The following is a 13,887-nucleotide window of genomic DNA, read 5'->3' as shown; positions in this document are numbered from 1 at the left end:
ATTTGATAATACCCACACGATTCGTGGTAGAACCAAAAAAATAAAACTGATTTTCTTTGAACAAATTCCAATTTTAGAGTGAATTCGTGAAATTTTTCAACACAAAGGAATTCGTGACAATTCGTGAAATTCGTGTTTATAATCCCTAATGTATCGGCAAGTTTTTCTCAAAAGCCGATCCAAAAGAAATGAATGAATCGGTACCACCCACTCCTTCAATAATATGAATTTGGTCGTATATAATTTTACGCAACTCATCATTATTGGCCGCCACAATCTTGATAAATAAAGCATATTTACCCGAAACCCAATGGCATTCCACAATCTCAGGAATCATTTTGAGCTGCTCGGCAATAGAATAGGCAAAACGAGCTTCTTTGGTGGTAATTCCGGTATAGGTTATGGTTTCAAATCCATTGGCTTTCGCATTTAATTTCACAGAAAAACCCGCAATCACACCCGATTCCTGCAATTTCCGAACCCGTAAATGCACCAGTGAATTAGATACGTTTAATTCTTTGGCCAATTCAGAATAGGGAATTCTACCGTTCTCACTAAGCTTTCTGATGATTTCTTGATCTAAATAATCAGTATTTTCGTTGTGTTTTATACTTGACATCGGTTACGTGATTTTGTTGAAACTATTATTTTGACAATTCGAATGTTAAAAGCAGCTTTAAAACTGTCAAAATTACATCAAATATATCAAAAAATGTCTATTTATAAATAATCGTAGAATATTACTGTTATTATGATACAAGTATATATAATTTTGTGTCACAATAACAACACTAAAAACATACGGAAATGGACAAAAATCAACTACTTTCGAAACTATGGGAGCAATATGCTGAAATAACCCCATCTGCTAAAAAAATACATACTTTACTGGAAGAAAAAGGCGAAACGATTCAAAATGATCATATTGCAATTAGAACATTTAATGACAAAAGAGTCAACATCAATGTGTTAGAAAAAATTTTCTTAAGCGTTGGATATGAAGCTCGTGGAGAGTATGTATTTGAATCTAAAAAATTATTTGCCAAACACTACGAACATACTACAGACAAAGATGCCCCGAGAATTTTCATCTCCGAATTAGAGCTAGAAAAATGTTCAGAATCATTACAAAATACGGTAAAAAAATTACTGGATGATTGCGACCCTAACGAATTTACTAATCCTGAATTAGCTTTAAACAGCACTTTTTGGAAATCTAATTCACAGGCGATATACAAATCACTCTTGGAAGAATCAGAATATGCAGCTTGGATGTACATCTATGGTTTCCGTGCCAATCATTTTACGATTAGTGTAAATGCGCTTAAGCATTTTGAAAAACTGGAAGAATTGAATTCATTCTTGGAAGAAAGTGGCTGGAAACTAAACGCTTCTGGTGGGAAAATAAAAGGAACTCCTGAGCAGTTTTTAGAGCAATCCAGTACATTAGCAGATTTATACACAATTACCTTTGATGAAGGTTCGGTTGAAATTCCATCTTGCTATTATGAGTTTGCACTTCGATATGCCATGCCTGACGGAAACTTATACCAAGGATTTGTAGCCTCATCAGCCGATAAAATTTTTGAAAGTACCGATGTGAAATTGCAAAAATAATATTGGAAAACAACACTACAATTTGTCATCATTTCTTCTAAAATTAGAAAAACTTGACAAGTTGTAGTTTTTTTTTAGGAAAACACGCTCAACATTCAACAAAAGTAAAAACTTATAATCCATTCAAAAGCCCTTTTGAAATAGGGTCAATACAATATAGTATTGATTTTACGGCCAATAAATAAATATTATCCAATCAAAAGGAGGAATTATAACAATAATCTCAATTCTCGTTAAACTGTTTAGTATTATTCCAATAAATTTTCACAATAACTATCGAGGCTCTATCTTTGAAAAAAAATTGGCAAATAATTTCTATTTGTGGTAAACAGTAAAAAGATGACAGAAATTCAAGAAACATTTATATTCGATTTTGACAGTACTTTTATTAAAGTCGAAGCACTTGACGTGTTATGTGAAGTAATTTATGAAGATAGCGTTGCGGGTGTTCAAATATTGAGCGAAATTCAACGGTTGACCGATCTGGGAATGGAAGGCAAATTGTCCCTAAAAGAATCGTTAACGAGCCGAATTCATTTATTGCAAGCCAATAGAGACCATTTAGGCACCGTAATTGAGGTTTTAAAAAAGAAAGTTACCGCATCTGTTATCCGAAATAGAGCCTTTTTTAAGCAACATGCCGAAAACATCTACATCATTTCTAATGGTTTTAAAGAAATCATTATCCCAATCGTTCAAGAATACGGGATAAAACCGGAACATGTTTTGGCCAATACCTTCAAATTTGACCACGATGGAAAAATCATAGGTTTTGACGAGAAAGACGAATTGTGTGAAAATCAAGGAAAAGTCCTTAAAATAAAATCATTGAATCTAGCTGGAGAAGCCATAATGATCGGTGATGGCTATACCGATTATGAAACATTGGAAGGTGGTGCCGTATCAAAGTTTTTTGCCTTTACAGAAAATGTAAGCCGAAAAGTTGTGGTCGATAAAGCGGATAGAATCGCTCCTTCATTAGACGAAATACTTTATGATTTGTCTTACAAAGCCTCCGTATCGTATCCTAAAAACAGAATTAAAGTTTTGTTATTGGAAAACGTACACCAAGATGCCGTACAGATATTTGAACACGAAGGGTATAATGTTGAAGTGATCAAAGGATCCCTGTCTGAAGATGAATTGATCGAAAAAATAAAAGGAGTTTCAATACTTGGAATTCGTTCGAAAACCCATGTAACCGAAAAGGTATTGGAACATGCCAAAAAGCTCCACGCAATTGGAACTTTTTGTATCGGTACCAACCAAGTAGATCTTACTGCCTGTAGCATGAGAGGGGTTTCGGTATTTAATGCACCTTATAGCAATACCCGTTCAGTAGTTGAGTTAGCCATTGGAGAAATCATCATGCTGGTTCGTAATACTTTCGAAAAAAGCAAAATGATGCATGCCGGTGTTTGGGATAAATCGGCCACCAATAGCGTGGAAATTCGAGGAAAAAAACTAGGATTGGTAGGATATGGAAGCATCGGATCACAGCTTTCGATCATTGCAGAAGCACTTGGAATGAAAGTCTATTTCTATGATGCAGTCGATAAATTAGCCCTTGGAAATGCCAAAAAATGTTCTTCCTTGAAAGAATTATTGGCCCTTTCGGATGTGGTTTCTTTACACGTTGATGGACGCGCAAGCAATAAAAACTTAATTGATGCCGCCGCTTTTGAATACATGAAGCCCGGTGTGATTTTTTTGAATCTTTCAAGAGGACACGTAGTGGATATTGAAGCTTTGACGGCCAACTTAAGAAGCGGTAAAATACGAGGTGCTGCCGTGGATGTTTTCCCGGAAGAACCAAGCAATAACGATGAACCATTTGTATCTGAATTGCAAGGAATGTCTAATGTTATTCTAACTCCCCATATTGGCGGTAGTACAGAGGAAGCGCAATTTGACATTGGTCATTATGTAGCCAAAAAAATAATTCAGTATATCAATACGGGTACCACTTATGGAAGTGTTAATCTTCCTGAAATTCAGCTTCCTGAACTTCAAAGTGCCCACCGTATCATGCATATCCATGAAAACGTAAAAGGAATTTTGGCACAAATCAACACTATTCTTTCGGAATATGATAATAATATTTTGGGTCAATACCTTAAAACAAACGAAACTTTGGGATATGTGATTACCGATATTGATAATTTCCACAACAAAGAATTAGAGAAAAAATTAAAAAAGATTCCGAATACTATTCGATATAGAATTCTGTACTAAATAATTTAGATTTCAGATTTTAGATTTCAGATTACCCGAAATCTAAAATCTGAAATCTAAAATCTAAAATTACCAAAATGAAGCTTGAAAGTCTTGAAAAACAATTAGAAGGTAAATTATTTTATGACCACACCATGCGTACGCTCTATGCCACGGATGCCAGTGCTTATAAAGAAATGCCTTTGGCGGTAGCTATTCCAAAAACGGCAGCCGATATCCAAAAAATCATAGCTTTTGCCCGAGAAAACAACAGCAGTGTAATCCCTCGTGCGGCCGGAACTTCTCTTGCCGGTCAGGTTGTAGGAAACGGAATTGTGGTTGATATTTCGCAAGAATTTACCAAAATCCTTTCGGTCGATCCTGTCGAAAAATCCGCTTGGGTAGAACCAGGAGTCATTCGAGACGAATTAAATCTTCATTTAAAATCCTATAAATTATTTTTTGGGCCGGAAACATCCACGAGCAATCGCTGTATGATCGGCGGAATGGTAGGAAACAATGCCTGTGGTGCCAGATCTGTAATTTATGGATCGACAAGAGAACATTTACTCGAAATCAAAGGCTTCTTGGCAGATGGTAACGAAGTCACTTTCGGAGCCTTGACCAATGCCGAATTCGAAGACAAATGTAAAGGCATAAATGTGGTGAGCCCATTGGAACAAGCCATTTATGTTCAGGCAAAAGAAATTTTGTCTTCTGCTGAAAACAGAGCTTTATTCGATGAAAATTATCCAAAAAAATCAATTCCAAGAAGAAATACGGGTTATGCTTTGGATTTATTGGCAGACAGTCAGCCTTTTGGAGATCCCACCGAAAAATTTAATTTCTGCAAGTTAATTGCAGGATCCGAAGGAACTTTGTTTTTTTCGACAGCCATAAAATTAAACTTGGTAGATGCCTTAAAGCCTTTTGCTGCTTTGGTTTGTGTGCATTTTAACAGTATCAACGAATCGTTAAAAGCCAATTTATTAGCCTTGAAATTCAATCCGGACAGTGTCGAATTAATCGATCATTATATACTGGAATGTACCAAAGAAAACATAGAGCAAAGCAAAAACAGGTTCTTTGTACAAGGAGATCCCCAGGCAATTCTTGCTGTTGAGTTTTTAAGAGATACGCAAGAAGAAATTGACATTATTGCTAAAGAAATGGAAGCTTTGATGCGTTCTCAAAATCTAGGCTATCATTTTCCGATTGTTTACGGTGAAGATACTAACAAAGTATGGGCACTAAGAAAAGCAGGACTTGGTTTATTGTCTAATATTCCTGGTGATGCCAAAGCGGTTGCCGTGATTGAAGACACGGCAGTTGACGTCAATGATTTACCCGATTTTATAGAAGATTTTAATGCGATTCTGAAAGAACGAAACCTAAACTGTGTGCATTATGCTCATGCGGCTACCGGTGAATTGCACCTTCGTCCGATCATTGATTTAAAAACCAAAGAAGGCGCAGGACTTTTTAGAACCATCGCTACCGATATTGCCCATTTAGTCAAAAAATATAAAGGGTCGCTAAGTGGAGAACACGGAGACGGAAGACTTCGCGGGGAATTTATTCCGCTGATGTTGGGCGAAGAAATCTACCAATTGTTTATCCAAGTAAAACAAACTTGGGATCCTTGGGGCGTTTTTAACCCTGGAAAAATCGTGAACACACCTCCAATGGACACGAGCCTAAGATATACACCGGGTCAAGATACTCCGATGCCTGAAACGTATTTTGATTTTTCGGAACATAACGGAATTCTTCGTGCTGCCGAGATGTGTAACGGTTCCGGAGATTGCAGAAAAACCGAGAAAAGCGGTGGTACCATGTGCCCGAGTTATATGGCCACGCGTGATGAAAAACACACCACTCGTGCCAGAGCCAACATCCTGAGAGAAACCATTACCAATTCTACCAAAGAGAATCGATTTGATGATGAAGCCCTACTTGAAGTACTGGATCTTTGTTTGAGTTGCAAAGGATGTAAATCCGAATGTCCGTCAAATGTAGACATGGCGAAGCTCAAAGCAGAGACTTTACAACAATATCATGACAAAAACGGCGTAAAATTCCGTTCGAGATTAATTGGGAATACCCCAAAAATTAATCAATTATTTGCTTCCATTCCGTGGTTGTATAATTTTGGGTCCAAAGGTATTCTAGGAAACATCATGAAACGTTCGACTGGTTTTTCCACCCAAAGAACATTGCCTTTGATGCATAAAATTACCTTTGCCAAATGGATCAAAAGCTACCGACAAACGGGTAATTTTATACAGGGAAAAGTCTATTTGTACAACGATGAATTCTTGAATTTCTATGATGTAGAAATCGGTCAAACCGCTGTGAAGCTGTTGAACCGTTTGGGATATGAAGTCGAGATTCCAGAAATTGGCATCAGCGGCAGAACCTATCTTTCGAAAGGAATGCTAAAAGAGGCTAGAGAAATTGCGGAAAAGAATACACAGGCTTTCGCCAAAGAAATGCCGGAAAACACAATTTTAGTTGGAATTGAACCCTCGGCCATATTATCATTCCGAGATGAATATCCTGATTTATGTCGTGGCGATTTGAAAGAAAAAGCCAAATCGTTCTCCAGTAGAGCGATGCTTATTGAAGAATTCTTGGCCAAAGAACTGGACGAAGGCCGCATCACATCGGCTTCCTTTACGGCAAATGTAGAGCGAGTTCGCATGCACGGTCACTGTTTTCAAAAGGCCTTATCGTCATTAGTGCCGCTCAAGAAAATCTTGATGTTGCCCAAAAATTATACGGTACTCAATATTCCAAGCGGATGTTGCGGTATGGCGGGTTCTTTCGGATATGAAAAAGAGCATTATGACATTTCGATGAAAATTGGCGAACTGGTTTTATTCCCGGCCATTCGATCCGAAGAAGAAGCCACTTTAATATCTGCGTCTGGAACCAGCTGTAGGCATCAAATAAGCGACGGTACCAGCCGAAAAGCATTTCACCCTGTTGAAATTTTGTATAAAGCTTTAAAATAGAGATTTTTGATTGCAGATGTTTAACTTGACATCTGCATTTTTTTTATAAGTAATCAGTAGCCAAATACTGCTTTAGTTCCTAACTAAAAGACACTAGGACCATATTTTTTCATTAAACCATAGCCAACGGTTTCAACCGTTGGAGACAATATAGATAACAAACAATTGAAACCAACAATACGTAACCCAAGGTTGAAACCTTGGGCTATTGTACTATCTAAAAAACCCATATTCTAGTCTCATTAAGCTATCGGTATAGATTACAATCACAACTAAAGCTTTTTTTGATTGCGGATGTAAAAAATCTGAAATCAAAAATCGTTAATCATCAATCTAAAATCAAAAATTTTTTATATTGCCTCAAACAATTTCCCTGGCAAAGGTCTAATAACTCCTTTGAGTTCCATATTGAGGAGCAATCCAGATAGTCTATAAATGGGAAAATCACAATGCAAAGCGATGATATCCATCAATTCTTTGCCTGTTTTCAAAAGGTAATCATAGACTTTTTGCTCATCATCATCAAGCGTGACAAATAATTGTTTTTGCACTGGTTTGGCTTCATTCTTTATATCCCAATTCAGAATGTAAATCAAATCAGCTGCACTGGTGAGCACATTCGCTTTTTGGGTTTTGATTAGATTGTTACACCCTTGGCTGTATTTGTCCGTAACACGTCCTGGAACTGCAAAAACATCACGGTTGTAATCATTCGCCATGTTGGCGGTAATGAGCGAACCTCCCCTATCAGCAGATTCGATGACAATAGTTGCTTCGGTCATTCCGGCAACAATTCTATTCCTACGAACAAAATTTTCTTTATCGGGATTGGAGGTGCTCCAAAACTCGGTCATAAAGCCGCCATTTTGCTCCATTTTGGCGACATACTTTTTATGCGGTTTGGGATAAATTTGGTTTAACCCGTGTGCCACAACACCAATAGTTAGTAAATTATGATCCATTGCCAGTTGGTGTGCCACGATATCAACCCCATAAGCAAATCCGCTCACGATTATCGGGTCAAGTGGAGCAAGATCTTCAATCAATTTTCTGCAAAACTCCATACCATAGGAAGTGATTTGGCGAGTACCCACAATGCTTATTATTTTTCGGTTTTTCAGATTGATATTCCCCGAGCTAAATAACAAAACAGGACCATCTATGCAATGCTTTAAGCGATCTGGATACTTTTCGTCTAGAAAATAAAGCACATCGATGTTGTTGTTTTGAATAAACTGCAACTCTTGGGTCGCTTTTTCGAAAATAGATTTGTCTTTTAAATTTTTCAACAAAACAGCACCTACACCATCAATTGCAGCAAGTTGCGAAGTTTTGGCATTCAATACGGCTTCTGCACTGCCAAAGTGCGTTAAGAGCTTTTTGGCCATGATATCCCCCACCCCTTCTACACGGAGTAAAGCCATTAAATGAAATAATTTTTCTTCTGACATATCTTACAATTATACCACATATTTTTGAATATCTAAAAATTTTATTTTCATAATATTTCAAAACAAAAGTCTTTTCAAAAAAATGAAGAGGCTCATTTAATAACAAAACGAAATTAAAATCACATATAAACAGAACTTGAATAAATTTTAAATTCATAATCAACTGATATATAAGTTTATATAAATTGTTAATAAAAATTGTGAATAAAATTTTGATAACTATTCTCGTTGTATAACTTTGTTACTATGAAAATCGAACATTACATCGCGCAACTTTTGTACCGTTACCAATGTGTAACCGTTCCTGGTTTTGGAGCTTTTTTGACCGAAATCCAATCGGCTCAATTGATCGAAAACTCACATTCTTTTTTTCCGCCAAAAAAGATGATTTCCTTTAATTCCTATCTAAAAAACAATGATGGATTATTGGCCAATCATATTGCCCAAGCCGAAAAAACATCCTATGATTATGCGGTAAGTGCCATAGAATATGAGGTATTGAGCTGGAAAAAAGCATTACAGGAAAACCGAACTTTTTCGATAAAAAACATTGGTACTCTTAGTTTGAATGCCGATAACAATATTCTTTTTACTCCAAACGAACAAACCAATTATTTAACGCAATCTTTTGGGTTAAGTTCTTATGTGTCGCCAGCCGTAAAAAGAGAAATTGTCCCGACGCTTCGGGATCAAAAAGAAACGGTTGTTACAGAAAAAGAACCGATTGAGTTTATTCCGGAAACCAGAACAACGAGTGTTTATCTTAAGTATGCTGCAATTTTTGTTTTAGGATTGGCTGCTACCGGAACTATTGGATATCCTTTATATCAAAAACAAATTGCCACTGAAACTATTTTGGTAGAAACAGCGGTTCAAAAACAAGTGCAGAACAAAATACAGCAAGCTACTTTCTTTATTCAAACACCAATACCAGCTGTAACCCTTTCTTTGAAAAAAGACAAGGAAATAGTGGCTAAGTTGCCGTATCACATTATGGCCGGAGCTTTTAGAAGCGAAGCCAATGCGCAAAAAAGACACGATCAGTTAATTGCCAAAGGGTACAAAGCAAGACGTTTGGGAGTTAATAAAAATGGATTATTCCCAGTTTTATACGGAAGCTTCCCAACATTTTCGGAAGCTGAAAAAGAGAAAGCTAAAATTATCGAAACGGATAATCCCGAAGCTTGGATCTTGATACAAACACTATAGAAAATCAACAATTCAGCATAAAAAAATCACGAATAAACCCGAATTAAATAGGTGTTTGTTCGTGATTTTTTGTTTTACCCTAATTCGATTCTTTTCGACTTGAACTTAAAGCCAATTTCAAGCTTCCTTAAGCTGCTTTTTCTACCAAACACCACTTAACGCGATTAAGCTGCAAAAATCTTTTAAAACAATTAAAAGGCGGCTTTTGAGAACCCTTCTAATTATGAAGCATTAATTCCGTTTCAACTCCACTGGTGAGCCATAAAAACTTGTCTTTTTCCCCTGATTGTTCTATTTCATTTTTTAAGGACTTCACCGATTGTTTAAAATGCCACCAACCTTCATAATGAATGGGTATCACACTGTTTGGATTCAGAAGTCTAGCGGTTTCAATTGCCTCTTCCCCATTCATGGTCACTCTCAAATTTTTTTTCAGATAAGGGAATGCCCCAGCCCCTAAATGTAAAATCGCCACGTCGACTTTTTTTCTTTTTTTAAGTTCATAAATACCCTCAAAAAGTACCGTATCCCCCGAAATATAAAGACAGCCATTTTTTTGACCTTCCCATTCAATCGCAAATCCAATAACCTTACCCATCACTTTATCCAAACGCTTTATGTTGGTGTGTTGGGCCGGTATTGCCGTTATTTTTAATTGGGGAACTTTATCGGTTTCAACGGTGTACTCTTGCCAATTATCGAGTCCAATGATATTGTTTCTTTTTAACCGTTTTACCGCAGCTGTAGTCGAAAGTACCGTATTGACTGTCTTGATGAAAGCTCGACCCTTTTTATCCAAATTATCACTGTGATGGTCGTGGCTTAATAGCACTAAATCTACTTTTCCGATTTCTTCATTGGTTAAAGCGGGGTCGCAATATTTTTTGGAAAAAGCCAAAGGGCTGCTGACATATTGCGGAAAAATACCATCTTTTTTGTTCAAAGTGGGGTCTGTCAATATTTTGAACCCATTGATGTTGAGTAAAACACAAGCCGTGTCAATATGTGTAATGGTTACTTTCATTTGTATTCGATTTTGTTGTTAAAATAGTAATACAAAATTGGGTTCAATTTATGAGTCCAGAATTGACTTTGGTCAAGAAATGCGTTTCCGAATGCGGCTCAGCGTTTCCGGCACAACGCCAATATAGGAAGCAAGGTATTTCAAGGGTATTTGTTGGATGTATTTGGGATGTTCCAACAGCAAATTTTCATATCGTTCTTGTGGAGAAGTCGTTAAAAGATCTAATTCTCTTTTTACTTTTTTGGCTAATAAAAATTCGGTGGCAATTCGGCCCAGCTTTTTAGCAGTTTCACATTTCCCATAAAGCATTTGCAGATTTTCATGTGAAATGGAGTACAACTGACAATCGGTTATTGCCTGAATGTAAATATTGGTTTGGGTTCTGCCGTAAAAGGAATCGTAGGCGCAATAAAAGGAGTTTTTGAAAGCAAAATCAAACGTAATTTCCTTGTCGTTTGCCACCACATAATAGCGCACCACACCAGTGTCAATAAAGGATAAATAGTTTTCTAATTGACCATTGAAAAGGATTATTTCATTAGCCGAAAATTTACGGGTTTTAACACAACTCAAAATGCGGTTAAGTCGTTCTCCGAAAAACCCAATTTCTCAAAATATGTAATTAATGTCTGCATTTATAGTGTTTATCTTCTGTAGTTCAGTAACAATTCGTAAAATGACGGTTTGTCTAAATACTGCTGTTCCATTATATTTTGCTAAATTTTGAAGTAAATATAGTGGATTTAAACTATATCCAAAATGCTTTTTAAAATTGCAACTAAACTATTAAAGTCGCAAAAAGCCCCGAAATTTTCACTATTTCGGGGCTTCATTTTAGTTCGTTTATTTACAATGTCCTGCGTATTATTTCACTTCAGAGACTATAACAGTAAAGGGCTTTTTACCCACATTGGTTGTTTTGTGCGTTACTGCTGGGGAGTATACTGCTTGTCCAGCTTTTAAATCCATGGTAACGGGTTCTTTATCTTTAAATTCCACTTTCATTTTCACGTCGGTAATCGCATAAGCACTATACTGTGGATGAGAGTGCCAATCTGCAACCGCACCCGGAGCAAAAGTTACTTCCGATACGTTAACATGTTCGTTATCCGTTAAAACTTTTTTAGTTACCCCAGGCCATGGCGTTTGGGTTTCCTGTGCGCTTGCGGATTCTACGTTCATAAATACTGCAAGTGTAATCACTGGCAGCATCATAAGGATTATTTTTTTCATCTTATTTTAATTTTAATTTTTGCCTACTCTGTCTGGTTTTCGGCTACTCCGTCTTATATAGCGGTTTGCTGCTGTTTCTTTTAAACAAGAGCCTTTATCAACTATCAAAAAAGTATTATTGAAAGTACTGCCTCTCTTTACAAACTTTCGAGCAGTACTAATTAAAAAAAGAAATGGGGAGATAGGAACAATTCAATTCGCTAATTTACAAAAAAACAAGCTAATTAATATGGAATACAGACGATATATTTTTGTATTTACTTGATTTTTAGATTTTTGTGTTATATTTAATTAAAGACAGATGATGCAACTATTCCAACCCATTGACAGAAATATAATATAAGCCAGCGATCGAGATAATTACACCGAAAAGGAAAAGCTTCATCGGTTATCGTTTTTTATGAATTTAAAAATAGATTGATCAATCAGTCAATTTGTGATTTTAATTAATCTTCTATCATTTTCCATAGCATCTCAAAAGTCTCTTGGATCAATTCTAACTGTTTCTCTTTGGCTAAATCATTAGCAATTATATAATTAAACAATCCGTTTATTTGTGCTGTACACAATGAGAAAATAAACGAGGCTGACAATGGTTTTAGAAGAACAAGATCAATTCCGTTTTGGATTAGGATCAAAAGCGGGTGTTCTTCTTGATTTAAACCTGTTGTAGCTACTTGTTGAAAATAGGGTGAATGATTGAATTGTTGCACATATTGATGCTGAATCCGATTATCCAAACTCCAGAAAAGAGTTACAAAGAAAAGAGATTGGAATGATTCTTTGGTAATGGACTGGGATGTCATTCTATTGATGATGTAATCATCCATTTCGGCCAAAATGCTAAAGTATAAAGTAACGATAAGTTCGTCTTTGGTCTTGAAATAATTAAAAAGAGTCCCATTGGCTACACCGGCTTGTTGTGCAATTTTACTGGTTGCTGTACCGTGGAATCCCAATTCAACAAATAATTGGGTAGCCGTATTGATAATATGTTGTTTTTTGCCCATTACTGATATTACTGACTGGTCAGTCACAAAAGTAAGCATAATAAGTTATAACCTTATACAAACATTTACCTAAAACCATTTTGAAAAAAGAATTCAAAAAAAGAACTAAGACCTTGGAGTAAAGCAGCAAGAATACTATAATTGTGAAAAACAAAAATCTTATAAAAAATTAACTAATGCTTTTTTCTTTGTAAACATCATCCAAAATCGTATTTGAAATAATATTGATCATTTCATTTTCACAACGCCTCCCCATTTTGATTATAAAATCGTTTTCGGTGTTTTTTAGCCCGTCTTTTAAAATTCTGACACAATACTTGATTTCCATCTGAAAAAGCCTGAAAGGGTCCGATTTGCAACTCTTCTTTGCGGTTAAAGATTGCACTCAAATGAAAATTAAACGGGCCTAATAATTTCTTTCCAAAGCCGAGTTGCTAAAATTGCAACATCCGATAGATCATGATTCTTCCCTAAATCTTGGTGTTTCAATTTATAATACCTATTTATTCATACAAAATAAAAACGCTTGATTTTGTATTTTAATCGGATTTTTAAGCTATTTATCAGATTTATTTTAAACGCCAATATCATTAACTTAATTTTGCATTAGTCTTAATATTAAAACTTTGAGAACATTTTAAAGTAATTTTTAAACTAAAAAAAACTAAACCAAAAAAATGAAAACCAATAATTTATCTACCAAAGTGTGTGCATACCTAGTCTATACCTATGTAAGCATCTCAGCATTTTTAGTGATGACAGTAAGTCAAATTACAAAAAATATTGAAAATGTTGAAAAAACATTAGATTTCAATCCAATTGTATCACTAGCAATTACTTTAAACATGGTAACATTTGCTTCCTTCTATTTTTACAAAAAAAACATCGCTCAGAGAGGATAAAAAAATACTTTTAAAATTCAGGAAACTTCACTTCGAATTAAAAGAACTGAGAAAAAATAAGCAATTTAAAAAACAGACTGAAAATTTTACAGTCTGTTTTTTTTTATAATAAATTCACTTTGTTCAGCATACCCTCAAAAAAAAATAACTTTTCAACAACCATCTTAAACCTAATTCTCAATAAACCCGGATTGCGCAATGGCCGGCTCC

Annotated in this window: 12 protein-coding genes; 5 read left to right on the top strand and 7 right to left on the bottom strand. The window is 35.7% G+C overall.

The genetic code is table 11. The annotated features are described in order from the left end of the window. Window positions 1–145: 145 nt before the first annotated feature. Window positions 146–619, bottom strand: coding sequence for an Lrp/AsnC family transcriptional regulator (locus DB891_RS01845; RefSeq protein WP_116759989.1), 474 nt, complete (start codon window positions 617–619; stop codon window positions 146–148). Between the two features lie 188 nt (window positions 620–807). Here DB891_RS01845 and DB891_RS01840 point away from each other — a divergent pair, with 188 nt between their 5' ends. From DB891_RS01840 to DB891_RS01830, 3 genes are all read left to right on the top strand, one after another. Continuing rightward, on the top strand, window positions 808–1,617 hold the full coding sequence (locus DB891_RS01840; protein ID WP_116759987.1) for a DUF1338 domain-containing protein: 810 nt from the start codon (window positions 808–810) through the stop codon (window positions 1,615–1,617). A 339-nt stretch (window positions 1,618–1,956) separates the two neighbouring features. Next, entirely contained in the window at window positions 1,957–3,852 is a 1,896-nt protein-coding gene (serA, locus tag DB891_RS01835) for a phosphoglycerate dehydrogenase (protein WP_116759985.1), read from the top strand. 77 nt (window positions 3,853–3,929) lie between these two features. Next, window positions 3,930–6,848 (top strand): FAD-binding and (Fe-S)-binding domain-containing protein, encoded by a 2,919-nt coding sequence (locus tag DB891_RS01830; RefSeq protein ID WP_116759983.1) that lies wholly within the window; start codon window positions 3,930–3,932, stop codon window positions 6,846–6,848. An 83-nt stretch (window positions 6,849–6,931) separates the two neighbouring features. On the opposite strand, the gene DB891_RS17540 is transcribed toward DB891_RS01830, so the two are convergent. After that, entirely contained in the window at window positions 6,932–7,078 is a 147-nt protein-coding gene (locus DB891_RS17540; RefSeq protein ID WP_189337082.1) for a hypothetical protein, read from the bottom strand. A gap of 120 nt (window positions 7,079–7,198) precedes the next feature. Next, window positions 7,199–8,299: a DNA-processing protein DprA gene (dprA, locus tag DB891_RS01825; RefSeq protein ID WP_116759981.1), complete on the bottom strand. Its 1,101-nt coding sequence runs from the start codon at window positions 8,297–8,299 to the stop codon at window positions 7,199–7,201. A 246-nt stretch (window positions 8,300–8,545) separates the two neighbouring features. Between dprA and DB891_RS01820 the strand changes: the two genes are divergently transcribed. After that, entirely contained in the window at window positions 8,546–9,508 is a 963-nt protein-coding gene (locus DB891_RS01820; RefSeq protein WP_116759979.1) for an HU domain-containing protein, read from the top strand. A 217-nt stretch (window positions 9,509–9,725) separates the two neighbouring features. On the opposite strand, the gene DB891_RS01815 is transcribed toward DB891_RS01820, so the two are convergent. The 4 genes from DB891_RS01815 to DB891_RS01800 form a co-directional block, all read right to left on the bottom strand. After that, entirely contained in the window at window positions 9,726–10,532 is an 807-nt protein-coding gene (locus DB891_RS01815) for an MBL fold metallo-hydrolase (RefSeq protein WP_116759977.1), read from the bottom strand. Window positions 10,533–10,604: 72 nt separating this feature from the next. Further along, entirely contained in the window at window positions 10,605–11,105 is a 501-nt protein-coding gene (locus DB891_RS01810) for a Crp/Fnr family transcriptional regulator (RefSeq protein WP_189337081.1), read from the bottom strand. Between the two features lie 291 nt (window positions 11,106–11,396). Further along, window positions 11,397–11,747, bottom strand: coding sequence for a cupin domain-containing protein (locus DB891_RS01805; RefSeq protein WP_189337080.1), 351 nt, complete (start codon window positions 11,745–11,747; stop codon window positions 11,397–11,399). Window positions 11,748–12,211: 464 nt separating this feature from the next. Continuing rightward, window positions 12,212–12,775 (bottom strand): TetR/AcrR family transcriptional regulator, encoded by a 564-nt coding sequence (locus DB891_RS01800; RefSeq protein WP_189337079.1) that lies wholly within the window; start codon window positions 12,773–12,775, stop codon window positions 12,212–12,214. Between the two features lie 677 nt (window positions 12,776–13,452). Between DB891_RS01800 and DB891_RS01795 the strand changes: the two genes are divergently transcribed. Next, window positions 13,453–13,677 (top strand): hypothetical protein, encoded by a 225-nt coding sequence (locus tag DB891_RS01795; protein WP_116759969.1) that lies wholly within the window; start codon window positions 13,453–13,455, stop codon window positions 13,675–13,677. The last annotated feature ends 210 nt before the right edge of the window (window positions 13,678–13,887 follow it).

The organism is Flavobacterium laiguense, from assembly GCF_003097655.1.
Taxonomy (GTDB): domain Bacteria; phylum Bacteroidota; class Bacteroidia; order Flavobacteriales; family Flavobacteriaceae; genus Flavobacterium; species Flavobacterium laiguense.
This window is presented reverse-complemented; position numbering and strand designations above follow the sequence as displayed.